The organism is Paenibacillus silvestris (assembly GCF_009882985.1).
In the GTDB taxonomy this organism is placed as follows: domain Bacteria; phylum Bacillota; class Bacilli; order Paenibacillales; family NBRC-103111; genus Paenibacillus_E; species Paenibacillus_E silvestris.
In genome coordinates this window covers 409,065-434,307 of sequence record NZ_WTUZ01000022.1, presented here as the reverse complement: position 1 = coordinate 434,307, position 25,243 = coordinate 409,065, and the positions used below count along the sequence as shown (strand labels likewise).

The 25,243-nt window shown below is 46.8% G+C and carries 20 protein-coding genes; 5 read left to right on the top strand and 15 right to left on the bottom strand.

Annotated features, from left to right (window positions below):
- The first annotated feature begins 11 nt into the window (after positions 1 to 11).
- Both GQF01_RS22380 and GQF01_RS22375 read left to right on the top strand, forming a co-directional pair.
- A complete protein-coding gene (locus GQF01_RS22380; RefSeq protein ID WP_161408886.1) occupies positions 12 to 971 on the top strand; it encodes an alpha-E domain-containing protein in 960 nt (319 codons plus the stop codon).
- Positions 968 to 1,831, top strand: coding sequence for a transglutaminase family protein (locus tag GQF01_RS22375; RefSeq protein WP_161408885.1), 864 nt, complete (start codon positions 968 to 970; stop codon positions 1,829 to 1,831). The genes GQF01_RS22380 and GQF01_RS22375 overlap by 4 nt, the downstream gene beginning before the upstream one ends.
- Positions 1,832 to 1,877: 46 nt before the next feature.
- Here GQF01_RS22375 and GQF01_RS22370 read toward each other — a convergent pair whose 3' ends face one another.
- From GQF01_RS22370 to GQF01_RS22345, 6 genes are all read right to left on the bottom strand, one after another.
- Positions 1,878 to 2,966 carry a Gfo/Idh/MocA family protein gene (locus tag GQF01_RS22370; RefSeq protein WP_161408884.1) on the bottom strand — a complete coding sequence of 363 codons (1,089 nt, stop codon included), beginning with the start codon at positions 2,964 to 2,966 and terminating at the stop codon, positions 1,878 to 1,880.
- Between the two features lie 21 nt (positions 2,967 to 2,987).
- Entirely contained in the window at positions 2,988 to 4,055 is a 1,068-nt protein-coding gene (locus GQF01_RS22365; RefSeq protein WP_161408883.1) for an NAD(P)-dependent alcohol dehydrogenase, read from the bottom strand.
- Between the two features lie 21 nt (positions 4,056 to 4,076).
- A complete protein-coding gene (locus GQF01_RS22360; protein WP_161408882.1) occupies positions 4,077 to 5,696 on the bottom strand; it encodes a response regulator transcription factor in 1,620 nt (539 codons plus the stop codon).
- A 184-nt stretch (positions 5,697 to 5,880) separates the two neighbouring features.
- Complete coding sequence (locus tag GQF01_RS22355; protein ID WP_161408881.1) at positions 5,881 to 7,638, bottom strand: cache domain-containing sensor histidine kinase; 1,758 nt, start codon at positions 7,636 to 7,638, stop codon at positions 5,881 to 5,883.
- Between the two features lie 106 nt (positions 7,639 to 7,744).
- On the bottom strand, positions 7,745 to 8,587 hold the full coding sequence (locus GQF01_RS22350; RefSeq protein WP_161408880.1) for a carbohydrate ABC transporter permease: 843 nt from the start codon (positions 8,585 to 8,587) through the stop codon (positions 7,745 to 7,747).
- Positions 8,584 to 9,546 carry a carbohydrate ABC transporter permease gene (locus GQF01_RS22345; RefSeq protein ID WP_161408879.1) on the bottom strand — a complete coding sequence of 321 codons (963 nt, stop codon included), beginning with the start codon at positions 9,544 to 9,546 and terminating at the stop codon, positions 8,584 to 8,586. The genes GQF01_RS22350 and GQF01_RS22345 overlap by 4 nt, the downstream gene beginning before the upstream one ends.
- Before the next feature lie 912 nt (positions 9,547 to 10,458).
- On the opposite strand from GQF01_RS22345, the gene GQF01_RS22340 reads away from it, so the two are divergent.
- Entirely contained in the window at positions 10,459 to 10,911 is a 453-nt protein-coding gene (locus GQF01_RS22340) for a hypothetical protein (RefSeq protein ID WP_328803510.1), read from the top strand.
- Positions 10,912 to 10,955: 44 nt separating this feature from the next.
- Here the strand turns inward: GQF01_RS22340 and GQF01_RS22335 are convergent, their stop codons facing one another.
- From GQF01_RS22335 to GQF01_RS22325, 3 genes are all read right to left on the bottom strand, one after another.
- The gene (locus tag GQF01_RS22335) at positions 10,956 to 13,010 is read right to left on the bottom strand and encodes an alpha-glucuronidase family glycosyl hydrolase (RefSeq protein WP_161408878.1); all 2,055 of its coding nucleotides are present in this window, start codon (positions 13,008 to 13,010) and stop codon (positions 10,956 to 10,958) included.
- A gap of 71 nt (positions 13,011 to 13,081) precedes the next feature.
- Positions 13,082 to 13,873: a Nif3-like dinuclear metal center hexameric protein gene (locus GQF01_RS22330; RefSeq protein ID WP_161408877.1), complete on the bottom strand. Its 792-nt coding sequence runs from the start codon at positions 13,871 to 13,873 to the stop codon at positions 13,082 to 13,084.
- An 82-nt stretch (positions 13,874 to 13,955) separates the two neighbouring features.
- On the bottom strand, positions 13,956 to 15,272 hold the full coding sequence (locus GQF01_RS22325; protein WP_161408876.1) for an ABC transporter substrate-binding protein: 1,317 nt from the start codon (positions 15,270 to 15,272) through the stop codon (positions 13,956 to 13,958).
- A gap of 264 nt (positions 15,273 to 15,536) precedes the next feature.
- On the opposite strand from GQF01_RS22325, the gene GQF01_RS22320 reads away from it, so the two are divergent.
- Positions 15,537 to 15,773: an AbrB/MazE/SpoVT family DNA-binding domain-containing protein gene (locus GQF01_RS22320; protein ID WP_145659828.1), complete on the top strand. Its 237-nt coding sequence runs from the start codon at positions 15,537 to 15,539 to the stop codon at positions 15,771 to 15,773.
- A gap of 61 nt (positions 15,774 to 15,834) precedes the next feature.
- On the opposite strand, the gene GQF01_RS22315 is transcribed toward GQF01_RS22320, so the two are convergent.
- The gene (locus GQF01_RS22315) at positions 15,835 to 18,966 is read right to left on the bottom strand and encodes an alpha-amylase family protein (protein WP_161408875.1); all 3,132 of its coding nucleotides are present in this window, start codon (positions 18,964 to 18,966) and stop codon (positions 15,835 to 15,837) included.
- Positions 18,967 to 19,182: 216 nt separating this feature from the next.
- Here GQF01_RS22315 and GQF01_RS22310 point away from each other — a divergent pair, with 216 nt between their 5' ends.
- The gene (locus GQF01_RS22310; protein ID WP_161408874.1) at positions 19,183 to 20,229 is read left to right on the top strand and encodes a LacI family DNA-binding transcriptional regulator; all 1,047 of its coding nucleotides are present in this window, start codon (positions 19,183 to 19,185) and stop codon (positions 20,227 to 20,229) included.
- A 63-nt stretch (positions 20,230 to 20,292) separates the two neighbouring features.
- Here the strand turns inward: GQF01_RS22310 and GQF01_RS22305 are convergent, their stop codons facing one another.
- The 5 genes from GQF01_RS22305 to GQF01_RS22285 form a co-directional block, all read right to left on the bottom strand.
- Positions 20,293 to 20,559, bottom strand: coding sequence for a hypothetical protein (locus GQF01_RS22305; protein WP_161408873.1), 267 nt, complete (start codon positions 20,557 to 20,559; stop codon positions 20,293 to 20,295).
- A gap of 123 nt (positions 20,560 to 20,682) precedes the next feature.
- Positions 20,683 to 21,249 (bottom strand): peroxiredoxin, encoded by a 567-nt coding sequence (locus GQF01_RS22300; protein WP_145659835.1) that lies wholly within the window; start codon positions 21,247 to 21,249, stop codon positions 20,683 to 20,685.
- Between the two features lie 37 nt (positions 21,250 to 21,286).
- Entirely contained in the window at positions 21,287 to 21,526 is a 240-nt protein-coding gene (locus GQF01_RS22295) for a glutaredoxin family protein (RefSeq protein WP_127457915.1), read from the bottom strand.
- Positions 21,527 to 21,555: 29 nt separating this feature from the next.
- Entirely contained in the window at positions 21,556 to 22,479 is a 924-nt protein-coding gene (locus GQF01_RS22290) for an NAD(P)/FAD-dependent oxidoreductase (RefSeq protein ID WP_161408872.1), read from the bottom strand.
- Between the two features lie 659 nt (positions 22,480 to 23,138).
- On the bottom strand, positions 23,139 to 25,076 hold the full coding sequence (locus GQF01_RS22285; protein ID WP_161408871.1) for a CAP and S-layer homology domain-containing protein: 1,938 nt from the start codon (positions 25,074 to 25,076) through the stop codon (positions 23,139 to 23,141).
- Positions 25,077 to 25,243: the final 167 nt, after the last annotated feature.

Here is a 25,243-nt window from a genome sequence, read left to right as displayed (position 1 = left end):
GCCAGCGGAACATGGTGATGATGGGACGAACAGCGGAAGCTTTATTCTGGATCGGACGGTATACGGAGAGAACAGAGAATCACGCGAGGTTAATTGATGTGTATTATCATATCCGCGAAGAACGGGAGAGCGGCAGCGGTCAAATTTGGAGCCGGTTAATCGATACAATCGGAGATAGGGCTGTTTTTAATGAACAATATAGCAGCTGCACGGAGCAGTACGTCCTTCAATACATTACACTTGATAAAAATAATGTGAACTCTTTGCTCGCCTGCACCAATCATGCGCGGACCAATCTTCGCAATATTCGCGAGAAGATGCCAGCAGAGCTGTGGGATATCATGAACGGTTTATATTTGTGGCTAAAAGAAAAAGATGTCCGCGATATCACGAGTGATTCGCCGCATTTATTCTATCGTTTCGTCCGTGACAATTTATCAATGTTTCATGGAGCCGCCACCTCTGTCATGCCCCGCCAAAATGAATGGCATTTCATAGAAGCAGGACGATATTTGGAGCGCGCGGAGAATTTGCTTCGCTTACTGCAATCCTTATGCCTGGATTACGCCAAAGAGGAAGTGTCCTCCTACCCGCTTATGCTCTCTGTTCTCAAATCGGTCAGCGGTTATGAATCATTCCGCAGAGAGTATGCAGACACAGTAAACCTAACCAACATTATCAAGTTCCTGATGCTGCATGAGGCCTTCCCAAGATCGATCAGCTACTCTTTTCAAGCGCTGGAACGTTCCTTAAAGAGCATCCAGCTCGAAGATCCCGAATTGAACATGACGGTACACAAACTAGCCAAGCTGGCAGGAAAAGTGAAAGCTAACCTGGCCTGCATGGATGAGGAAGATATTTTATCTGGTAAATTGGAAATGACCTTACAGGCTCTCCGTGAATCGTGCAACCTGATGGGCATGCGAATGTCCAAAGTCTTTTTTCCCTCCAGGGAGGAGGTCATTGCATGAAGAAGCTGGAGATTACGCATATCACACGTTATTCCTACACCGATTTGGCGCAGGACAGTGTCAATGAGATTCGTTTAACACCGCTGACAGACAACCGGCAATCCTGCTACCATCACAGTATTACTACCGAACCTGTATCTGCCTTCTTTACGTATTCGGATTACTTTCATAATCGTGTGCATGCCTTCACTGTGAATAAAATCCATCGTGAACTCACCATCATTATGAGCTCTACTGTTGTGACACACGATAATGATAACATCCCGAGTGCAGCACTCTCTCCTTATGAGGAGAAGGCGCTGCGGCTCAGTGATGATTTCCAAAATGACTATGCAGAGTACTTATTGCCTACAAGCTATACGGGGCTCACAAGCGAAATCAAGGCCTATTCGGATGCCATTAACGATCAACACATTTCGTTATATGACTTGCTGAGCACCATCAATACAACCATTCACCGTGACTTCACATACGATCCCTCTGCTACATCCGTACAGACCACTGTAGGCGAGATGTTGAAGCTTAGGCGAGGCGTATGCCAGGACTATTCGCACTTAATGATCGCCGTTTGCCGGGATAAGGGCATACCTGCCAGATATGTGAGCGGCTATCACTTTGTCGGCGATTTGCAAGGCGGCAGCGCTGAATTTACGCAGGCCTCCCATGCCTGGGTCGAATGCCTGATCCCTGGCAGCGGTTGGTTCGGGTATGACCCTACCAACGACTGCGAGGTCAATTGGCGCTATATCAAGTTGGGACATGGCCGCGACTACAACGATATTGTTCCTGTCAAAGGGGTGTATCGTGGGGCCGGCGGGCAAAACCTTGAAGTCATTGTAGACGTCAAACTAGTTGAGTAAGCCCCTCAGAAATAAGTGAGGAATAAGTTTCTTGCTTGCTCCTCACTTATGACTTGGGCACCCAACACTGGGGCTCCGTCGTGATCGTTTCGCCAGTTGAAATAGCTTTCTCGATCATCATCCCGAGATAATGATCCTGCGAAGCCTCTTCAAGGCTATAAAAGCTTGGCCCGCCAAAGCTGTACTCCGCCATTTTCTGCAGGCATGCAGCAATCGCAATTTCGTCATCATATAATCGAGCTGGCGCGAACGGGTTCTCGTAGACCCATTTATCGCCGCAGAGAATGCCTTTCAGGTAATACCCTTCCGCATTTTCCAGCTCGCCTCTGTTCATGCGCTGCAGCTCCAATCGAAGCTCTGCGCACGACTCCTGCTGAATCAGAACCCGATTATCGAATATTTCCCCGCGTTCTCCTCGGACGGACAAATGATTGGAACGTGTCCATGAGCGGTGCTGGTCTTTCGTAAAATCATAAATGCCTAGACGATCGCCAAAATCCAGCCAAGCCAGATCTCTCTGTAAAGGAATGAGCTTATCTTCCGTTGGCGGACCGCTGCGATTTGGACCTTGAACCCATTCTGACTGAAAACGCATCGCCTTAATGCGAACATCCTCGAAGTTGACCCCTAACATTTTCCGAATTAGGCTAACGGCATGATACGTTTGTGAGATCGAAACTGTTGTTTCCGTAATTTTACCCAATTGCCCTGTACGAATAAGCTCCAATCGCGCTTGTTGAACGGGATGAAAGTGGTATTGCTCCGCTACCTGAACACGAGCACCCTGAAGGGTTAATCGTTCATGCAGCAGCTGAAGTCCGTCCAAGTCAGGAGCAGGCGGCGTTTCCAACAAAACGGGGATCCCCCGCTCTGCCAACGTCAGAAGGTAGTCTAGACTTTGTGTGGGAGAGACGGAAACGACGACAAAATCCGGATGTTCGTTTTCTAGAAGCTGTTCAAGCGTGCGGTATGTCGCTGTCCCCCACTTCGCTTCCATTTCCTTGCCTTTGTCTTCACTTCTGACAACCATGCCGCTAATTTCAAACCGCTCAGGCAGCGCCTGTGCAATTCGCAGAAAATATTGCGCGCGAAAGCCGGCACCACCGATCAAGCTGAATTTCACTGGTTTCATCACAACTACCTCCCCATTCTACGTTTATAGGATTTCGTTCGGATAGACCATGACCTTTAGACTGCCGCTTTTATTATGAATCGCTCGCTCCAGTGCCTCTTGCGTCTGCTCAAGCGGGTAGCGGTCTGTAATGAGCGCCAACGCATCAATCCCGTCTCCGGCAAGAAATTTAATGCCTGTCGGGTACGTGTTGGCATACCGGAAGACACCATAAATATCAATTTCATTGTCAGCGATGAACGGGACATTGAGGGCAATTTCATCCTGTGCTGGCAAGCCCACGATCACAAGTTTACCGCCGCGGCGCAAGGAATAGAGCGCAGTTTGCAAAGCTCTCGGATTGCCTGCTGTTTCCCAAGCAGCATCTGCGCCAAGCCCATCCGTCAGCTCCTTAATTCGCTGCACAGCGTCGATTTCCTTCACATTGATGACGTCTGTCGCGCCCATCCGTTTGGCAGCTTCCAATCGCACCTGTTCCAAGTCCGTGACAATAATACGGCTCGCGCCGAACGATTTGGCCGCAGCTACGGCCATTAAGCCGACCGGCCCCATGCCCATGATGGCTACCGTAGCGCCAGGCTGGAGATTGCAGCGCTTAGCCGCATGAATGCCAACAGAGAAAGGCTCATTGAGTGCCGCCGCCTCAAAGGATAAATGTTCCGGAATGGCAAATACCATGTCCGCACGGATTTTCATATATTGAACGAAAGCACCATCCACTGGCGGAGTCGCCAGGAACTGCACATCGGGACACAAATTATATCGGCCTTCCTTGCAAGCCTGACAGTGTCCACAGGTAACGCCAGGCTCAATAGCTACACGGTCACCAAGGCTCACGTTCGTCACCGAAGCTCCTGCAGCGACAATAATGCCCGCACATTCGTGCCCAAGAACAAGTGGCTTCTCGACCACATAGCGGCCAATTCTGCCATTTTCAAAATAATGAACATCCGAACCGCAAACGCCAACAGCCATTACTTTGACCAATACTTCATTCGCATCAACTGACGGGACCGGGCGCTCCTCAATCACGATTGTTCCTGGCTTCGTCATGACAGCCGCTTTCATTTTTGCAGGTAATTGTCCATTCATCTCTTCTCTCTCCCCTGGTCATCATTTAATGAGTTCTGTCGGATTCATGCCGGTAAATTTCTTGAAAAGCGTGCTGAAATAGGGCACGTTTTTGTAGCCCACCCGCTCTGCCACTTCGTAAACGAGCATGTTTCTTTCCAGCAGCAGTTCCCTGGCTTTCTCAATACGCACGCGCGTTAAGTAGGTATTGAACGTTTCACCGGTCATATTTTTGAAAATGATCGACAAATGATTGCGCGAGATATACACCTTATCTGACAGATCCGCAAGTGTCATATCATCTGCGTAATGCTCATGAATATATTGTGTCATGAAGTCGACAGCTTGTCTGTGTTTGCTGTTGCCTTTCCATTGCCTGCTGCTGAAAATAACGGATATTTTGGCAGTCAGCCATTCCGCTAATTGCCCTGGTAAAGTCAATCCGACCATTTCTTTCACAATTTGATCATTCGGGAAAATATCATCGAGCACCATGCCAACCTCATAGAGACAATAGGCAAAAATGCCCCATAGCTCCCCCGCCAGCATTTGCACGTAATCCGGTGTTATCCCTTTTTGCTCTTTCAATTGCTGGGTGTAGTGGGCCACAAGCTGCTGAGCTTGTGATTCCTGAGACGCCTTCATAGCACCCGCTATTTCAAAATAAAATTTAGCCGGCCGCATCACGAGCGTCCCCTGATCATTTCCCATTTCCTCGCTATAAACGAATACATCATAGGCCGAATCCACGCGACGATCCCGCAGATCAATCGCCCTGAATGCTTCCTCCGTCGAATCTGGCATTTCCGTCCATGCTTCTTTGGTGCCTCCGATGCCAACGCGAATGACCAGCTTCAAATAGCTTTTGACGCAATCGATGAGCCTGATCCCCAGCTTGCTAAGCTTCAGCTCCAGCTCTTGCTGTGAACTGTCAGCTTGGGGATGAAGGATGAGCACCGCCCTCGTCCCATGCAGCTCCACATATTCAATAGCCGGAAAAGCTTCGCGCGCCACTTCACAGACAACATTGCTAATCGCAAAACGAAACAGGCTCCAATCAGGCAGCGATAGGTCCGATGTGCGAACATTGCGAATCAAGTCGATGCCAATGACCACATGTTTGCTCTCACACCAGAAGCGGTAAGGCTTCGGCAGCCGGTCTTCATTCCGATAAGAGCTGTCCAACGTTCCGGCAACCGCCGATTTCACCCATTCTTTTTCAATAAAAGGTTCGTAAAGCATTAATTTCTGTTGAAGCTCGTCCTGTTTAATCCGCTTCTCTTCTTCTTCCATCAGCTCTCCGATGGCTTTTCCAAGAATTGTTTTTAATGTAGGAACGCTGATTGGTTTAGATAAATAATCACTAACATTGCACCTAAGTGCCTGCCTCGCATGTTCAAAATCTGAATATCCGCTCAAAATAATAATTTTCCCGCAAAATCCTTCTTTCCTTAGCTGCTCAATCATATCAAGGCCATTCATGACCGGCATATAGATATCCGTAATAACAATATCCGGGGCAGCCGTTCGAATGAGCTCCAGTCCATCCTGTCCGTTGAGCGCTTCCCCAACCCACTCTGCGTCAAGCTCATCCCAAGGTATCGCTCGTTTCATCCCTTGAAGAACCTGGCGTTCATCGTCAATGATAGCGATCTTCCACACAACGCCTGCCTCCTTAACTTTAACCTTTGTTCAATTCATTACAGCTATGTCATATAACATTGGCCCGGAACAGGCTTAAGTTCCAGGCTTCATTATTCCTATTTGAAAAGATACCTTTATACTATCAATCCAAGCCCAAATTTGAAAGGAGAGGAAAGCACGATTTATTATAAAATACAACGAACTACTCCGCTTTCTCTAGCTGATCCTTCACAGGGGGCTGGATCAGATGGGGAAGCTCAATAACGACACGCGTCCCTCCTTCTGGCCGATCCTGCAGCGTAATGCCATACTCGCCGCCGAAATAACCCGCTATCCGCTCCCTGACATTGCGAATCCCATAACCGCCTGTACGGCGTTTATGGTTCTTTTCCACCACTTGCTTAAGTCCAACTCCATCGTCATCAATGATAATTTGAATGCTCTTCTGCGTGTCCTGTAGTCGAATATGAATGTATCCTTGACTGCGCGAGTTAAAGCCATGAACGATCGCATTTTCTACAAATGGCTGCAGCGTCAGCTTCGGGATGAACATCTTACGGATGTCAGGGGATGCTTCAATGCTATATTCAAGTCCTGTTCTCCACCTGAGCTGCTGAATCTCCAAATAACACTCAATGTGCATAAGTTCCTCGCCAATCGTAATAAAGCTGTCCCCGTTCGAGAGGCCGATCCGAAACATCTGTCCCATTAGCTCCAAAATACGGCTAATCTCATCCTGCCCCGCTTCAATGGCCATCCAATTCAACTGATCGAGTGTATTGTAGAGGAAATGCGGGTTAATATTCGCCTGCAGCGCCTCAATTTCCGCCTTGCGCTGCTGTTCGTATCTGCGCTGCAAGGAGAGATATAGTTCCTCGATCCGTTCGTTCTGTTTGCGGTATCCGGCGAACAAATAACCGAACTCATTTTGGTAATCGACCGGAAGCTCTACATTATTGCCGCCTACGGAATAGACGCCCATTGCGCTTACGAGCTTTTTGATAGGTTTCGTAAACTGGCGACTCAAAAAGTGCGTTAAAAATAGCGTCAGCAGGACAGCCGCAATGCCAATGATGCCGATGACTTCGGCCAACCTGAAGCTGCCGGCGGTAATTTGCTTCCATGGGGTGATTTCAACCAATGTCCAGGTGGAGTCGAGCAACTTCGAATAAACCAAGAGGGAATCGCCCGCTTCACTGCTGCCCTTGGTGCGTAAGAAGCCTGACTGCTTCAGTTTCGCATCGCTTTCCATCCATTTGGACAGCTCAGTATGATCTGGTATCTGACCGATCTTCAGAAACTGCTCTCCTCGGGAGTCAATCATGATTCGGTTCGTTTCCGATGAATGTCCCGCGAGCACGCTTCTAATCTGATCCGCCTTCACATGGATGACCAATACACCTAAGTATTTGTCGTCATACACGATTTTTCTGGCAAAGCTCAGGACCGGGACATCGCCTTGAAAGCTCGGAATTAGATGCTCGATTGACCATGTAAAATCATTCCCTTTCAACATCTCCGCCCAAGACTGCTTATCCAAATCCGCCATATCCCGGAACTGAATATAGCTTTTGGCATCCCCTTGAAGAGGTCGATTCATATACAAATCAATCCCTTGAATGAGGGGGATCGAATACGTCAGGTTCGCGAGCGCCTTCTCAACGCTCATGGATCGCCGATAGCGGTCGAACTCGTCCTGTTTATTGACCAGAAAGGTGATAAGCTCGTTGTCGCGCGACGTAGATAGAGAGATTTGTTCAATGGTAACAAGCCTTGTCGTGATTTCGTTATTCAGCTCATCGAGCAGCTTTTGCTGATATTGAAACGTTGTTTGAGCAATCTCTTTGGATGAAATGCTGTAACTCGCCCACACGCTGCAAGCCAACACAACGATAATAAAGCCAGCAAAGCTGCGGAAAAACAGGTGGTCGATTCTAAACTTTTTGAACGGATTCGTCATGCGGTCTTCGCTCCCATTAAGTATCCGATTAGGCGAAAGAAACGGTAAAACAGCGAAACTGCTTCGCCGCTTTACCGTTCTATGAATTCCTTATTTGTTTTTCATCTTATCCTTTAATGCCTGTTGTTGCAATCCCTTCGACAAAGTACTTCTGCAGGAACATGAAGACCAGTGTCGCAGGCACAATCGATACAAGCGACATCGCCAGCAGCTGTCCCCACTCCTGACCCGTCTGGGAATCATTAATCATCCGGAGTGCCAGACCAACGGTGTACTTATCAACCGAGTTAATATAGAGCAGATGCCCTAAGAAATCGTCCCAGTTCCAAAGGAAGCAGAAGATCATGACCGTAACAATCGCCGGTTTCGTAAGCGGCATCACAATGCGCCAATAAATACCGAACCAAGAGCAGCCGTCTATTTTTGCCGATTCATCCAGTTCTTTGGGAATACCGCGTACGAATTGGATGAGCAGGAAGACGAAGAACGTTCCACCGGCACCGCTAGCTAGCAAATGAGGCACAATAAATGGCAAGTAGGTATTCACCCAGCCCAACTGATGGAACATCGCGTACTGCGGAATGATGAGCACTTGCCCTGGAAGCATCAGCGTGACCATAAGGAGCGAGAACCAGAACGTTTTTAACGGGAAATTCAGCCTTCCGAAACCAAATGCGACAAGCGTGCTGGAAATCAAAGTTACGGCAAGAACTGCAATTTCTAGTCCGAACGTATTAAGATAAAAGTCAGTGAACGAATGTCCCGGAACTGAATTCCAGCCTTTTACAAAATTGCTCCACTGCGGTGTAGAAGGAAATAGGTTCGGCGAACTCAATTCACTATTGGATTTCAGCGATGCCCCGATCCACCAAAGGACTGGATAAGCCATCAATAGGCTGAAGGCAATCATGAATAGGTGACGGACGGCTTGACTCCACTTAATTGTCATTTGCTCTTTTTACCTCCTGTATCGGCTTCATAAAATACCCAGTATTTGGAGGTGCCCGCAATAATAGCCGCCACGATAACAATCATAACAAGCATAATCCAGGCCAGCGCCGAAGAGTACCCCAATTGGTAACGGCTGAAGGCTCTTTCGTATAAGTACATGGCATAGACGTATGTCGAGTTCATTGGTCCGCCATTGGTAATAACGTAGGCCGAGGTAAACATTTGAAACGCGCTAATAACACCCATGATCAGATTAAAATATAAAGTCGGTGAGAGCATCGGAAGCGTAATCTTAAAAAATTGCACAAACTTATTCGCTCCGTCCACACCGGAAGCTTCGTATAGATCATTCGGAATTTGCTTAAGTCCCGCCAAGAAAATAACCATGGAAGATCCGAATTGCCATACGGTTAATAAAATAAGTGTCCACAACGCCGTGCTCGGATTAGTAATCCAGCCAATTCCTTGGATGCCGAACTTCGCGAGGATCTCATTGAAAATACCATCGACGCCGAAAATGTTCCGCCACAGCAAGGATACCGCGATGCTGCCCCCAATTAGCGATGGGAAATAGATCGCTGTACGATAAGCAGAGATTCCTCTCATCGCTTTGTTCAGCAGTAATGCGACTAGCAAAGCCGCTGCTAGCTTCAAAGGTACGGAAGCAAGCACGTAGAGGAACGTGATTTTTACGGATTGCAGAAACTTCGCGTCTGCCGTAAAAATTTTCTCATAGTTATGAAATCCGACCCAACTGATGGGCTCCATCAGCGTATAGTCAGTAAAAGAATAGTACAACGATAAAAACATGGGATAGGCAGTAAGCCCGAAAAATCCGAGCAGCCACGGTAAAATAAATAAATATCCCGCAATGGGCGCGTCCCAGCGACTTAGGAAAGAACGGCGTTTCTTCGTGCTCGCAGTGGCTTTCACGGCAACGGATATGGAACGATTCATGTAAGTTCACCTCTGCAGTTAGTCTGATTACTTGTACACCTCAACTTGTATACCTCAAGTATATAGGCTGCGCGTCAGGTACTAAATGAGAGGAATCATCGAATTCTTTCAAAATATCCCGAAAAGCACGGGGAGGAGGGCACCGTATTTGCTTAACGCCAGTTTCTCTGGCTAGTAGCTGGCTCGAACTGACTTTTAGCCTTAGTGACTGGCGCATCTACTTCTAGTTCACACACCGACCACACCTCGTCCCCGGCAAACAAACTTCTCCCTGGAATTCCTACCGCTGATATGTACACTTAACCCGCCTCACCGCATTAGCTGGAATTTCTCCTGCTAATACACACACATCAGCCACCTTCAACTCCAATAACTGGAATTTCTCCAGCTAATCCATCCAAATTGACGCTTATTCTCAAACTATCGAAGTTTTAGATGGAGTTTTTCCAGTTATTTTGGTTCCCGAACCTACGTGGGCGAAATTAGCGGTAGATTTTCCCTGTATTTTTTTTGCTGTGGGAGACGACGAGGTGTGGAGTTTTGCTGATGGGTATTGGTTGGTTCGTCAATATCTCAAAAAACCTTGCCAATAACGAACATTTGTTCTATAATAAAATCAAGAGACGAAGCACGTCCCGATCCATTCCTACGAATGGATTCGGGGCGTTTTTTATTTTGTTAAAGGGGTTGTGATCAAATGACATTTGAAGAAGCACACGCAGCATTGATTCACCTTCATACCGAAAACAGATCGGGAGAGCGCCGGGGCAGATTGGAAAGAGGGCATCAACATACCGAAATCTTTTTCTACGAAACGTTTGGTGGCCACTCAGAGGCAGCTTCAAAGATCTTCATCCTGAGTACGAAGTGCTTGATTGGCGAGGAAGATCCTATTTTGCAGATTTTGCTTGGATGCCGGGATACGTTAAGCTGCTCTTTGAGATCAAAGGCTACGCCTCGCATGTGCGTGACATGGATAGACAGAAATACTGCAACGAATTGAACCGTGAGACGTTTCCTCATGCTATGGATTACCATGTCATTTCCTTTGCTTATGACGAAGTTGAGCAGCGCCCAGACCTATGCATCACCTTGCTTCGTATGGTGCTATGCAAATATCAGCCCAGTCAAAAGCCTGTTTCACGCGTACAGCTTGCTGAAAAGGAGATTATTCGACTGGCAATAGAACAGTCGCGACCTCTGCGCCCGAAGGATGTTGAGCTTCATTTTGAGCTCGATCACAAGACAACGGTGCTCATATTGAAAAGAATGTGCACCAAAGGTCTACTCCGTCCTACTTTCAGCGGAAGCAAGGAAAGAATCGTACGATATGCACTAGCCAGGGCGGCGATTGAGTACTTTTGATACACATAAAAAAGAGCAGCCAAAACTCGCTGCTCCAACTCATATCAATAAATCTTTCTCCCCATTGCATCCTCAATGCCGCTTTTACGGAAGAAATACGTGTTGATCATATCGCGCCATTCTTTCGCATGCGCAGCCTGTTCCGCAAGGCGATCCGCTACGTGCATATGCACCAGCTCGCCCATGCTTCCTTCCAGGCTAGCCCACTTAGCCGTCAGCTGCTCAGCCCGCTCCACACCTTCAAAATGCGTGTTATAAATATGCTGAATCACGGTTTGGCCAGAGTGCAGCACATGCGTATACGGCACGTGATGGAAAAACAGCAGCAGCTCATCGGGGCAGTTTTCAACCGACTCGTACGTGTCGTAATTATTGCCTTTGTACTGCGCAGCATACCCAGTGCCTGTCGCCTTCGTCCGATCGACACCAATGCCATGACAATCCGCAAAGTGGTAGGTCCCCCACTTCGAATACTCATAACCGTCTACGTTCGGACCGTAGTGATGGTCTGGATTCACCATCCAGCCTACACCGAGCGGCGACGTATACGCTTCATAGATGCTCCATGAGTGCATGAGCATGCTCAAAACCACGCTGACCAGCTTCTCGTCTCCGCCAAGTGTCATGCGAATCCACTCTTCCGCAATCTCTTCAGCGGACAGCTCTGGATTCCACGCCAAACGGCCGTAACCATACAAGTTTGCCTGCGCCAACAAATGACCTGTCCAATTGACATCGTTACCGATATTGGAGACGGCAGCAAAACCGCTTAATCGATTACCGTGCAAAGAGCCATCGACAATACGTTTAATGCTGGAGCCTTCGCCTTTGGCGTAAGTCTCGAAATCAAGCACTTCTTTCCACTGTGGAACAAGATAGCACAGATGGCGCTGCTGACCGGTATATTCCTGTGTAATCTGGAATTCGATCATTTGATTCGTTGTCTCCATGGCTCCGATTAGCGGAGAAACAGGCTCCCGCACTTGGAAATCCATCGGGCCATTCTTCACCTGCAGAATGACATTATCCATGAATCTTCCGTCCAGCGGTTTAAAATGGTCATACGCCGCCCGTGCCCGATCGGTCGCCCTATCACGCCAATCCTGCTTACAGTTGTATACGAAGCAGCGCCAAATCACAATACCGCCGTAAGGCTTAAGCGCTTCCGCCAGCATATTCGAGCCATCCGCATGATCGCGGTCATACGTAAACGGACCTGGGCGATTCTCCGAATCCGCCTTCACCAGGAAGCCGCCGAAGTCCGGAATCGCGGCATACACTTCAGCTGCTTTAACACGCCACCATTCGCGTACAGCAGGATCGAGAGGATCGGCCGTCGATAGACCGCCAATTTCAAGCGGGCTGGCATAGTTGACGCTTAAGAACAGCTTGATGCCATACGAACGGAAGACACCAGCTACCCTAGCAACATCCGGCAGGTACTCCTCAGTCAAGAACTTCGTTTCCCATTGATGGACGTTCACATTATTAATGGAAATCGCATTGAGCCCCGAAGAAGCCAGCAGCCTCGCATAATCGCGAACACGTGTCAGATCCTCTGTGATGCGGTTGTTTTCAAAGAAAATCGATTTTCCTGCGTAGCCCCGTTCAATACTACCATCGATATTATCCCATTGATTAATCATGCGCAGCATATTTACTGGATTTTCAATAACATCCAATGCTTTCACTGATTGATGAGTGCTGAAAAGTCGAAGCAGATGAAAGACGCCATACAAAACACCAGATGCCGATGAAGCGCCGACAACTATATTTCCACTCGCTTGATCCGTAGTGATTGCGAACCCTTCATGCACAACAGCTGATCGAGTCTCTTCGCCAAATGCGCGATCTACCAGCTCATTACCGCCGCCAAATGTGCCCAGCGCAATAACAGCTCTGCCTTCGCCAATCTCCTTACCGAGCATCTTGCTGATGCCGCGGGATAGTTCCAGGACAGCCGACTGAATCACTTCATCCTTTTCCGTACAAACAATTCCACTGTACACCGCATATTGCTCAACTAATTCGCCGGGTGTTATTCTATGATATTCAAGCCACGCCTGGTAGCCAGTTTGTTGCGCCGCTGTATCGCTCATGAGATTAATCTTCCTCTCCCTGTAATGATTGTTCCTATTATAAAAATGATTGCATCTGTAGTCTTCACTCATTAAATCGATCGAAAGACCTGCGCTTCCGATATGAAATGCACGGGCAAATCAGGAAATAAAGCTCCCATCATCTCCGCCAAATATTTCATGCCCGGTTCCTCGCTTTCCGCATGTCCAAGAGCAATGAAAGCCTTCTTCCTCCCTTGGTGAACGGCGTCACGCACATATTCTGGCGTCTCCCATTCGGGTCCTTCCCCCGCAATGATCACGTCAACATCTTCCTGAAACAGAGGAATAGCCATCCCTCCCCCGCCTCTGTACCCCGCAAGCAGCCCAATACGCGTGCAAGTCATAGATTGATCCCCGGCAACTCGGACAAATGAGATGCCCAACTTATTTGTCACATGCAGGGCAAGCTCTTTCACCGTCATTGGTGGAATCGTCAGCAATGAAGCTGCAGGTCTATTTTCCGTTACAAAAGGTGCCCAGTCTAAAGCTTGAATTAAGCCCACCATGATGCCATCCGGCCGATACCGATGCCAATAATCGTGGAAACGGAAGATGGCAATACCAGATTCCTCGATAAGTTTTTGCTTTGCTTGATAAACGGGATCATTTGAAAGCAGCACAATCTGATCATGATGATGATAGAAAGTGCCTTCATGCGTTATGAGCAAATTCACACCCAGCTCGATAGCCTTTTGAATCACATGATGTGTTGCCATGAACGTCGTTGCAATGCCCTTCACTTCCATCGACGGATCACCGGATTTCAGTGTGTCAACCGTCACATCCAGCTGTCCAACCGGCTCGATTAATTGATTCAGAATATCCTGAACACGAATCGCCATAACCCTAGATCCCCTTCCTCTTCCGAGTTGTACAATAAAACAGCAAGAGCCGGAACAGGCATGTTCCGGACTCGTTTGTGCCTTATTTCTCGTATGCTTGTGCAGCTACTTTCAATTGTTCAAAAGCTTTCTCTGGTGTCGATTTCCCAAAGCTTAGCTGATCGCGAACAAGCGGCCAATCCTTGTCGATGTAATTCGTCCAACCTTTGACGCCTGGATTCCACGTTTGGCCGTCTTTCTCGGTTGCGTGCAGGAGCTCAGATCCGATTTTGTCTACGTCGCTCATGCTGGACTCCAGCGAGGTAGCAATTTCTTTGTTAACTGGCAAACCACGTACAGTTGTCAAAATCTTGGCCGCTTCCGGATCGTTGACGAACCAATCCACGAATTTTTTTGCTTCTTCCGCTTTCTTGGATGTTGCGGAAACCCCCAAGTACAAGGATGGTTTCAACCAGCCGCCGGCTTCAACGGTTCGAGGCATTGTAACAAGGGCATAAGCGCCTTTTTTCAAGCTATCCCATGAGCCGTAGTTGCTGGAAAAGCCCATGCGGAACAAAATTTTACCGCTAACCATCAAGTCCATTTTCGGATCAAACTCTTTATCAGAGGAGTTCACATCCGCAGGCGGCACGATGCCATTTTTACGCATCTCATCAAAATTACGCGTCCACTCTAGGAAAGTAGCCTGATCAACATTGAATTTCCCCGTATCCGATACGACCATGCCCTTGCCTTTCGCATATTGGAATGCGGAGTAAGCGAAATAGTCACCGGCATAATCCTTCGTGAAGTATTGACCCTCTGGCAGCTTTGTTTTTGCTTCTTTCGCGAGTGCGAAGAAATCATCCCATGACCAGCCATTTTGCGGAGCTTTCAAACCAAGCTTGTCCATGGCAGCTTTATCGTAGATCATCCCGTAAGCAACTGAACCTAATGGCATAGCATACTGCTTGCCAGCAGATTGGCCGCCGGACAATACTTTGGCATCAATTTTGCTCACATCAACACCTGAGAGCGGAGCTAATTGATTACGGCCTGCCCAATCCGAAATCCAGCCTGGATCAAGCTGCATAATATCCGGTGCGTTATTCGCTGCTGCTTGCGTTGACAGCTTGTCCAAATATCCATCAATTCCGGAATACTCAGGCTCAAAAGTAACGTTCGGGTGCTTTTCCGTGTACAATTTCAATGCGGCGAGCGTTGCCTCGTGACGTACTGTCGCTCCCCACCACATAATGCGCAATTTCACCGGCTCATTCGACGCCGCAGCTGTTGTTGCTGCCGTTGTACCTTGTGAATCTGCCTTGCTATTTGTATTGCCGCCATTTGCACAGGCTACTAGAGACCCGGCCAACGCCGTCGCTAACACAACGCCTAGAGAACGCTTCCATTTAATCATCGTGTGTAATCCCCCTACTTCGTCAGTGATGTTTTGCTTACTTTTATAGTACCAATAGTGGATTATCCTTTATATAAGAGAGATGCACGAATTATTTTAAATTTGCCCGATAATGATCACCATTATAGGCAACCTCAGATGCTTATGCAAAGTTTAACATATTACCTTCAAGTAAATAAAAGGAATTCAAGTTCAAATGTGGAATAAGAGTAGTTATCAATTAATGAAACGATTAAACCCAAAATATCTAGGAGGCTGTTTAACATGAGATCCACTGGGATTGTAAGGAAAGTTGACGAGTTAGGACGCATCGTTTTGCCAATTGAGCTTCGACGTACGCTGCACATTGATATTGGAGACGCGATTGAGGTATATGTAGATCCAGAACGTATCACATTGAAAAAGTATATGCCGGCATGTGTGTTCTGCGGTAATTTTGAGAATATGACCTATTTCAAGGGTAAAATGGTTTGTAGCTCCTGCGTTGATGAAATCAACTAAAAAAAGCCTCCGTCCGCTTAGCTGACTGTTATCAGCTGCTGCGGCACAGAGGCTTTTTTATTTACTTCACTTCAACGCCTACTTGATTCGGTCGATAGACAGCTGTCAATGCGCCTTCCCGATCTGTGGCGAACATGACGGTACGTTCCGTTTCAAGCTCAAAAGCATAGCTGCGGCCTGTCCCTGGATCTTTCACTTCAATCTCTGTATCTACACTGTACTCCGAAACGAAAATATACAGTGAACCTTGGGCAAAGCTAAGCTTGCGCCCGTAAACGCCCGGCAGTTGCCCGCCTTTCACCCACGTCAATTCCTCTGAGACGCCAGCTTCCGCCAAAGCATATTTGTACAACGCTTCAATGCTTTCACCGCGTTCATTCAGTTCAACAGGCAGCGGACACCAGATGAGCTGCCCTTCGCCAAGCGCATAACGCCGGACGGCTCCATGCCCAGCACTCCATCCACCGTTCTCACCCTCGCCCTCGGAGAGAGCGACCTCTTTGTTCGCCTGTGAAATTCGTACTCCGCCGAATGAGACTGGATACTGGCTGCCGCTTAAGACCATCATTTCTTCCCGCAAAATGTTGCTAAGCACGGTCTCGCCCACCACATCCGTCAAACGCGATACTGGTGTCCAGTATTCATTCAGTCCAAGCGGACCTGTGAATAAAAGCGTTCCGCCATGCGTCCGCACATGCTGAGTCAGCTTTTCCAAAGCTTCATCACTGAAGTTGTGAGCACTAGGTACAATAATTAACTTGGGAGGATTGTGCTCCAAAGCGTCAAGCTGGTACTCACCCATACCGCGGAAAGGCACATTCATCGAATAAGCCAAGGTACGCGTAAGCTTGCCTGTGGCATCACCAGCTAATCTTCTGGTCGAAAAATCGTTGGAATATGGGAAGATGGCCACCACTTCCTCCAGCTTGCGATCCACAAACAAATCGCGAATGCTGCCCATAAAAGCGCCGAAGTCGTAAGAAACATCCGCTTCTGGTTTCTCTGTGCCATCTGCTCGCAGCGCACCAATGTGCGATTCATTAATATTGTTCATATAGAAGTTAATATTCCAAATCCACTGCACAGCACCCGCCCCGCCTGTCGAAAAGGCATAGGCATACTTGCGCTCCAGAATATTTCGCAGCTCATGTTCCGAGCGTTTTGCACGTCCGTCAGCCGTTTCTATATACATAATGCCGGTTTCCTGAATCAAGCTCGGTTTGTCCGGCGCTTTGGAGAAAATACCGTCCCACACTAACTGATCCATTAACCACCAAGTATGAACCGTTGTATAGTCCACCGCTTCCGCATAGAAGAATGGTGATGGACGCAGGGCACCTAGTCCTTCATCCTGACCAACCGTAGCCAAATGAGCAGGATTAATACTGCGAATAGTCGCAATTAATTCCCGCGCCCAGCGATTATGCATATCCATTGTAAAATACGTATAATCCAGCCATGGTCCGCCTTTTTTCTCCAACATCTCGGTCGTCTTCATATTCATTTCGGAAGCATCGGGAAGTTTTGCGCTTTGAAAATCAGGTAATTCCATTGGCGTCATATTCCAGCGCTCCTGCAGCTTGCGAATATCGCCATGACGGTTTTCCAGCCAAGCCGCGAACGCTTCCTTCTCGAATCTGTCATGCGCAGATTGTGGCCCGGAAAATGGCTTATTCGGGTTAAACATCGATGGCTCATTGATCAAATCCCAATGAACATTCGTTGTTTCTTTGTGACGCGACACGATTGCGGAAATAAACCGCTTCTGAGCTTCCACGCTGCGCGGATCCAGGTACGGATTAACCCCCTCCCACAGCTCTGGTGTAAAAGCAAAGAAGTTAAACGTGACTTCAATGTTGTGCTTTTTACATGTCAGAATGAAGGCATCAATAGCACGCATCACTTCTTCATAGGGATGGCCATCTACGAACATGACTTGGCGCCACGCGGACCAAATCCCTGTGCGCAGCAGGTTAATCCCTGCTTTGACCATTTGTGCGATATCCTTGTCCCAAACTGACACGTTTGGCAGAAAAAGAAATTTCCGAGCTACATCGCTCGTCATATAGGTCATGCCAACAATCGGCAGCGGTCGCCCATCTTTGATGAAATAATCGCGATCGCAGGATAGCGGTGTTCCTTCGCGCAGCAGCTCCGCATCATATCCCCAAAAGCCCTGCTGGTAGGTACGTGTCTCGCCTGTATTGGCAACGGCTGTACAAACGGCCGTATAATAGCCGGGCTCTAGATCGACCGGTACATTCATTTTTTTATAAGTCAGCTCGCGGGATGCATCTATTTGAACAGAAGTTGACCATAACGGCTCCGAACCGCCGTCTTTCTTCACCTGAACATGGAATGTCCACAATGTATTAGCTGAGACAGCTTCTTCACGATTGGCGAGCGTTTGCAACTGGATGGTCAATGCCGCTCGATCTCCAGGATCATAGCACGCGTAATTTGGCTTGAACCAAATTTCGGTTACGCCACGTGCCGTAAAGGCTGCCAAATCCCCCAACACTTCCGCGCCACCTTGTGTCCAGAAGGTATCGTCCGTCACGAAGTTGGCGAAAATCCAGCGCCCGCCTGCAAAATCACCCTTCGTATTCTCCAGCAGCACGATTGGCGCCGCAACTTCGCGGCCTTCTTGAGAAATTCCCCTCAGCAGCGGTAGCAAATGGGCATCCATAGGCCCGCTTGAGCCAATCTGACCTGGATGATCATCTGCGCGAGTTACGTGCAGCGCCATACCTATCGTTGGCTGCACCTGAAATAGCGCCTCTTTGCCAGCAAGCAAAGGCAGATCTGAATGTGCTGCATAATGAGAAATGGGTGCCGGATCGACAGGAAGTACCTCATGAATCTGCAAAAGCTGATGATAGCCCGTTTGCTCCGCTTCATCCGTCCATCCCTCGCTAGTTAGATAAACCGGTACCCGAAATGGCGCACTCCCGAGATGAAGAAGTCCTTTCCCTCTGCGAACATGCGACATGACTGCTCCCCAAGCAGCTTTCGGAAAGTAACGACCATGGAGATGAAGGAAATTATCAGCCGTACCTTGCTGCAGAACTTCTGCTAACGCCTCGGCTCCCACAATCCGGCCATATTTTGCTAAAGCTTCTAAACTGCGGCTGTCTGGCCGAGCACCTTCATAAGGAAACGCTGCATCATAAAAAATTATCCAATCACCCATTGTAAAACCTCCATTGTGTTGAGCTTTTATCAAATTGTTATTTTTGTTAGGCTAACGAATATTTCAACACCCCTAATGTAATCATTTTCAATCCTAACGTCAATTCATTTTTACGAATAACCTTGAAGAACATTGACATTATATCCTTTTTAGTCAACAATGAATTTTGTTAGTTTTGTTATGTAAGTGAGATCTCAATTGAAGAAGGTGCAATCCTTGAGTAAAAAAGTTTCCATGCAGCAAATTGCAGACCGACTAGGGCTGTCTAAATATACCGTTTCCCAAGCGCTATCCGGCAAATCAGGTGTAAGTGAGGAAAATCGGCTCCGCATTCAAGAAATGGCGAAAGCCATGGGATACCTTATCCAATCAGGTCCGCAAACTTCCGGTACCCTTCATGATGAATCGATGAAAGCAAACGAACATACGCCTTACATTCTTGTTTGGATTCAGGCTATTTATCAGCAGGATAATCCATTCTGGGGGAAAGTTCTCGCAGGGATAGGGGCTGCCAGCAAGGAGCTGGGCTTCGAGCACTTGATCATTCCTGTTCCAGCTAATCATAACGAACACCTGCAGATTCCTTCGTATGTGAATCCCGATCATTGTGCCGGCCATCTTCTGGCAGGAACTTTTCCTACGCTATCGGTCATTTCACTCCAACAAACAGGAATTCCTCTTGTCTTAATTGACCATTACGAGCCTTTGGTAGATGTGGATTGCGTTCTCAATAATAATCTGGACTCGGGTAAAATGGCTTGTCAACGCCTGCTGGCAGCCGGCTTGAAACGGCTTGTTTTCGTTGGTGATGATCAATTTGCCGTCAGCTTCAAGGAGCGCTTCTGGGGCTGCCGAATGGCCATGGAAGATTTGACCAAGCCAGAAGAGGACTACTCTTTGAAGAAATGGAGCATCCCTTATCAGAATCGACAAGTCATTCACTACCTGGAACGCAAAGTCATGTCTCTTTCACCTAAAAGCATGCCCGAAGGCATTATTTGCGCTAATGACCAGATAGCACTAGAGCTGATTCCCATTCTTAAGCGCCAAGGTATCGATGTTCCGAACCAGGTTAAGGTCATCGGTATTGATAACATTGAAGCTTCCGCCTATGCGCATCCGCCTCTTAGCACGATTGAACTTGCGAAAGAATCGCTCGGCATTCGAGCGGTAGAAACTCTCCTGTACCGGCTTAAGCACCCAGGAAGACAAGCTGAGAAAATCATCCTCTCGTCACGTTTCATCGCGCGAGATTCCGGTTAAATGAAAAAAGCGTATAGAACTGGCTCTTAGAGCCGCTATACGCCTTTTCTGTATTAAAAGAGCCTACAATCGAGAGAGTAAGACGGATACAAGCATACCGGCAATTGCGATCCAAAATAAATAGGAACGAAGTACCCGTTTCAAGCTCTTATCCTGACGGTCCATGACTGCCTTCTTCCGGGCAGAACTCGTTTTCGTCTCTTCATCCAACTCATCTGTCACTTGTGAGCGCCAATTTACGAATTGAAACCCGATTCCGCTGACCACAACGGCAATCATTAATAAAATCAAAGAACCCATAAATAGTTTGTCCGAAATGGACTGCATCATATATCTAACCTTTCTGTCTTCGCCTCATTTGCCTTTCTATTATACTGCAAATGCAGCCCTGAATGCACATGAAAGCCCCAATCCGCGGTTAACTAACGGATTGGGGCTTTCTCATTTTAAGGATTATAGCGTTTTATCGCCTGGTTTCCAGTTCGCCGGACAAAGTCCTCCGGCTTGAAGCGCTTGAAGCACACGCAGTGTTTCGTCTACTGAACGTCCAACGTTCATGTCTGTAACGACTTGGTAGCGCAGCACACCTTCTGGGTCGATAATGAACAAACCACGGTGAGCCGCGCCTGTTTCATCATCCAATACGCCATAAGCGCGTGCTGTTTCTTTGGAGAAATCGCTGACGAGCGGGAATTTCACGGGGCCGATACCGTTTTGATCACGCGGCGTTTGTGTCCAAGCTCTATGCGTGTACACACTATCCACGGATGCTCCTACGATTTCGCAATCCAAATCCAGGAACTCCTCATAGTTGTCGCTGAAAGCAGTAATTTCCGTTGGACATACATATGTGAAATCGAAAGGCCAAAAGAAGAAGACAAGCCATTTTCCTCTGTAGTCCTCAAGAGAAATTTTTTCTTCTAAGGTTTCCATATTTTTCGTGGACAGCAGGGAAAAATCAGGTGCTGGCAGCCCTATTTTAGCAAAAGTTTGGGATGGTTGTACGGTTAATTGTGTCATGGTTTGCTCTCCTCTTGATATCTCTATTTTGTATTCGTTAGACAGTTACTTCAGCCAAAGCTTTTTTGAGTTTGGTCACATTGAGACCCAAAATTTTGTGCTCGCCAATCACCGTTACTGGCAACGACATCATGCCCATATCATGAAGTTCTTGACCATATTGATCATTTAAATCAATATTTCTTTCTTCATAGGCGACTTGTTGATCGGTTAAGTATTTTTTTAACTGCTGGCAATAAGGGCAATTCGTGCTTGAATATACAATGACATTAGACATATGATTTCATCTCCTCTTAGGGTATCTGGTTACTTATATTGCGGGATCAATTGAGCCCGTTTATTAATAAATTTATCAACAGCCATGGCCGCAATGGCCCCATCTGCAGCTGCAACAACCGCTTGTTTAACGGGTGTGCGTCTAACTTCTCCTGCGCCGAAAACGCCTGGAACCGATGATTGCATCGAGCTGTCGAGAATCATAAAACCCTCTTCGTCCAGCGGAACCTGGCCTTGTAGGAAGTCTGTCCCAGGCTTGCTGCCTGATAGGAAGACGAATACGCCATCCACCTCAAGAACTTCCTCCGTACCTACACCTGTGCGAATACGTAGTCCCTCTACCTTATTGGTGCCAAGTACTTCAAGCGGTTTGGCTTTGTAGAGGATGTCCGTTCCCGGGATCTCCGGGGTATGATGAACACCTTGCAGCTCGGGGCGAGGTACCACGAAGTGGATTTTTTCCGCAAATTTGCTGAGCGCATGGGCTTCTTCCAGTGCTTCTTCCGAATCACCGATGACAGCGACCGTCTTTCCTTCAAAAAAAGCGCCGTCACACGTTGCACAAGTACTCACGCCACGCCCGAGCAGATTCTCTTCACCGGGAAGCATACGGTTGCGCCCTTTTGACCCCGTTGCAATGATAATCGATTTGCCTTCATACATACCGTCCGCCGTGAAAACGACTTTCGTCTCATCTTCCACATCTACAGCCGTAATTGTCGTTTGAATAAATTCAGCGCCGAAGCCTTTGGCTTGATCACGCATCGTATCCAGCAGTTCCTTGCCAGACATTTCCCCAGTCACGCCTGGGTAATTCGCTATTTTGTGCGTGATGGCCAAAGCTCCCGTGTTCGGCGCTTTGTCGATCACCAGCGTCTTCAAGTTTCCTCTAGCTGTATATATGGCAGCTGAAGCTCCTGCCGGTCCTGCTCCAATAATAATGACATCATACATCGCCGCTGCACCCCTTTATCCGCTCAACTGCTTGTCCACTGATAATCGATATCAGATAATAATTATTATAAATAAAATTAAATGAAAGTCAATACTTGTTGATAATTATTATAAATAAGGAAAGGAATCTTAGTAGTTTCAACTCTTGTCATCTCTATCAATTAGTTTAACTTGGATTTTCCCAGCCAATTGAATTAGATGTTTGGTATAGTATGAGGTCGTAACTACCCAAGCCTCAGAATTTAAAATGATATTCTCTGTTCTTTATAGCGTTTTGTTTTATTTCCTTTGGCTTGGCGAGTTAGGATACATATTAGCGCCAAACTCCAAACCATGTGGCCGTGTGCCGATACTTGGACTATTAAATGGATTTATGATAACAATAAAAGGGAACCGGGGTAGAGCTGGGGTATGTGTGTGGTATCGCCGCAAACTATAAAGATACAATTTTTGTTGCCGTCGGACAGTGGAGCTCTCTACATTATTATTAATAATGGGATTTTCCTATTCCACCATATGGAAAGCTGGATACTGCAAACGTTATGGATTATGAAGTTAAACTGACTGAGCAGAAAGCCTCAGTTTTCATCTTTATGCTAAAATGAAACCACTCCCTACAAATGTGCAGGGAGTGGTTTTTATCTTACAACAATATTATTTCAATACTTACTGCGTTTCTCACTATTTACATCTACAGAAATCCAGTATACCGCTTCATTAGCGCGAAGGTAAATATTTAATGATTGTTGTTGGTACACACCTGCATGGATTTGAAAGTGTCCGTTGCTATCAATTTGAACATTTACATCCTCGATCTGTTTAGGCGACGAACCACCCGTCTGCACTGAAATTGTAAGTGTCTCATTTTTATGTCCTGCAAATAACCCTTCAATATCAAGCGAATGATCAGAATTAAATTTGCTAATCATCATCTTGTCGCTGATCAGTTGATTTTTGTCTTCAGGCCATTGCGGCAGCATAGTTAATGGTGTTGGCTGATTTGGACGGTATTTTAATTCTTTTAACAATGGTTTTATATTCTGTAGAAACTGTATCGCCTCAGCTCTAGTAAGCAAATCCAGTGCTTTATAACCTTCAACGGAATAACCGATTTTCCCCTTGGAATAGCCTTTGGCCATAATATACCAAACTGCATAATTATCTTTATAGTTATACCCATCAATAGCAGCAATCAGCTCCGCTACCTGAAGTCGCGATATTTTAGTCTCTCTTAACGGAATATTAGTTATACCTAAGAGAGGGTAATTTCGATCATTTGAAATTCGATAAGCAACATCTGCCCAATGCTGACTATCATTTGTTGAGATATTTACTTGAAACATCCTTAATAGCATAGCCAGGAATTCAGCTTCGCTTATATTGGCATCTGGTCTGAATGTATGATCGTTGTAGCCTGATGCAATTCCGCTTTGAATAGCCCACAGAATTGATTGCGATGCCCAATGATTCGAAATATCAGAAAGATCTGTGGATGCATTTAAGTTTTCACTAGTGTCGTAGTTTATTTTTGGTATGACTTTCACGTTTTGCTTATAGGTTATATTGTCTTTCGTTACTCCAATTTCCCATATACCAGGCTTCACCCCCTTGATGACATCACTTGAAATCTTAATGCCATCAGTGTATTTTAAATCAATCCCTTCAGTTAAAGCTGAAGTAGTTCCATCGCTAAATGCGCCCAATATTTGGAAAGGTAATTCATCACCTTCAGCTACGACCAATTCTGTTGAACTAAATGAAATTTTCTTTAATGCTGTACCGGCGCCTGTTGTGAATGACCACACCTTTGTTTTACTTTGGTAATTTTCTAATTGATACTGGAAGGTTACTGTATAAGTACTATGTCCCTTCAACACTGATTTTGGGTAGAAAAAAAGTTCCTTACCCCCCTGTTCCTCTTCATAGAAGGGAACTGAATTTCCGAGTTCATCGGTTATCTTTACACTATGATTAATCATGGGATCTTCTGTAATGACCGAGATAATACCCCCTGAAAACTTGGCAGAGAAGCGATCCAATGGATTAGGTATTTCTAATCCGTAAAATCCAACTGGGGCATCCCGCATATCATCATATGGATATACGACGATTCCATTACGAGTCTTGTGATCATTTTCAGCATTCCCAAAATCCAAAACTGTCGTCCCATCTACAAGTCCAATACCAACAACGTCAAAATCAGGGCTCAACAGAATTGCTCGATGATACGCGGTGTTAAGCCATGACTTTATGGCATCCGCGGTGCTCTTTGAATTAAAATGCATTACTTCCCCATATGCGTAACCGTACTTTGGATCCTGCCAACCAGCTGCTCTCATTCGATCTAGTATCGTTTTCCCATGGAACCCTGGCTTACCTTCGATTTCATCATGCGCATAAATACTAGGGTTTTCACCATTCATGTTATAGTAAGTTGCGTGCAAAATAGCTGCTCTTGTAATATTCGGATCCAATTGAACTAAGGGAACACCTACCTTGGCGCGAATCTCATTTAGAAGAGCTAGGCCTTCTATTTGATCTGAATTGTACTCTGCCTTCGCTTCTTCCGCTGATACAATAGCATAACTTGTCGCCATGAAGCCTATCCCAAAAACTAGGCAAACCAATAACTTCAGGTAATGAAAGTTTATGCGACTTCCCGATGTGTTTCCGAACATTCTCTACCATCTTCCTTTTCTCTGTGAATTTCACTCCTAACTCAATATCGGATATTATGGAACCATAATTTACCTAATTGGAAACT

Coding starts and splice junctions, on each gene's coding strand:
- GQF01_RS22380 (WP_161408886.1), top strand. CDS start 12: ATGGTGATGATGGGACGAACAGCGGAAGCTTTATTCTGGATCGGACGG.
- GQF01_RS22375 (WP_161408885.1), top strand. CDS start 968: ATGAAGAAGCTGGAGATTACGCATATCACACGTTATTCCTACACCGAT.
- GQF01_RS22365 (WP_161408883.1), bottom strand. CDS start 4,055: ATGAATGGACAATTACCTGCAAAAATGAAAGCGGCTGTCATGACGAAG.
- GQF01_RS22355 (WP_161408881.1), bottom strand. CDS start 7,638: ATGACGAATCCGTTCAAAAAGTTTAGAATCGACCACCTGTTTTTCCGC.
- GQF01_RS22350 (WP_161408880.1), bottom strand. CDS start 8,587: ATGACAATTAAGTGGAGTCAAGCCGTCCGTCACCTATTCATGATTGCC.
- GQF01_RS22345 (WP_161408879.1), bottom strand. CDS start 9,546: ATGAATCGTTCCATATCCGTTGCCGTGAAAGCCACTGCGAGCACGAAG.
- GQF01_RS22340 (WP_328803510.1), top strand. CDS start 10,459: ATGCCGGGATACGTTAAGCTGCTCTTTGAGATCAAAGGCTACGCCTCG.
- GQF01_RS22335 (WP_161408878.1), bottom strand. CDS start 13,010: ATGAGCGATACAGCGGCGCAACAAACTGGCTACCAGGCGTGGCTTGAA.
- GQF01_RS22330 (WP_161408877.1), bottom strand. CDS start 13,873: ATGGCGATTCGTGTTCAGGATATTCTGAATCAATTAATCGAGCCGGTT.
- GQF01_RS22325 (WP_161408876.1), bottom strand. CDS start 15,272: ATGATTAAATGGAAGCGTTCTCTAGGCGTTGTGTTAGCGACGGCGTTG.
- GQF01_RS22320 (WP_145659828.1), top strand. CDS start 15,537: ATGAGATCCACTGGGATTGTAAGGAAAGTTGACGAGTTAGGACGCATC.
- GQF01_RS22315 (WP_161408875.1), bottom strand. CDS start 18,966: ATGGGTGATTGGATAATTTTTTATGATGCAGCGTTTCCTTATGAAGGT.
- GQF01_RS22305 (WP_161408873.1), bottom strand. CDS start 20,559: ATGATGCAGTCCATTTCGGACAAACTATTTATGGGTTCTTTGATTTTA.
- GQF01_RS22300 (WP_145659835.1), bottom strand. CDS start 21,249: ATGACACAATTAACCGTACAACCATCCCAAACTTTTGCTAAAATAGGG.
- GQF01_RS22295 (WP_127457915.1), bottom strand. CDS start 21,526: ATGTCTAATGTCATTGTATATTCAAGCACGAATTGCCCTTATTGCCAG.
- GQF01_RS22290 (WP_161408872.1), bottom strand. CDS start 22,479: ATGTATGATGTCATTATTATTGGAGCAGGACCGGCAGGAGCTTCAGCT.
- GQF01_RS22285 (WP_161408871.1), bottom strand. CDS start 25,076: ATGGCGACAAGTTATGCTATTGTATCAGCGGAAGAAGCGAAGGCAGAG.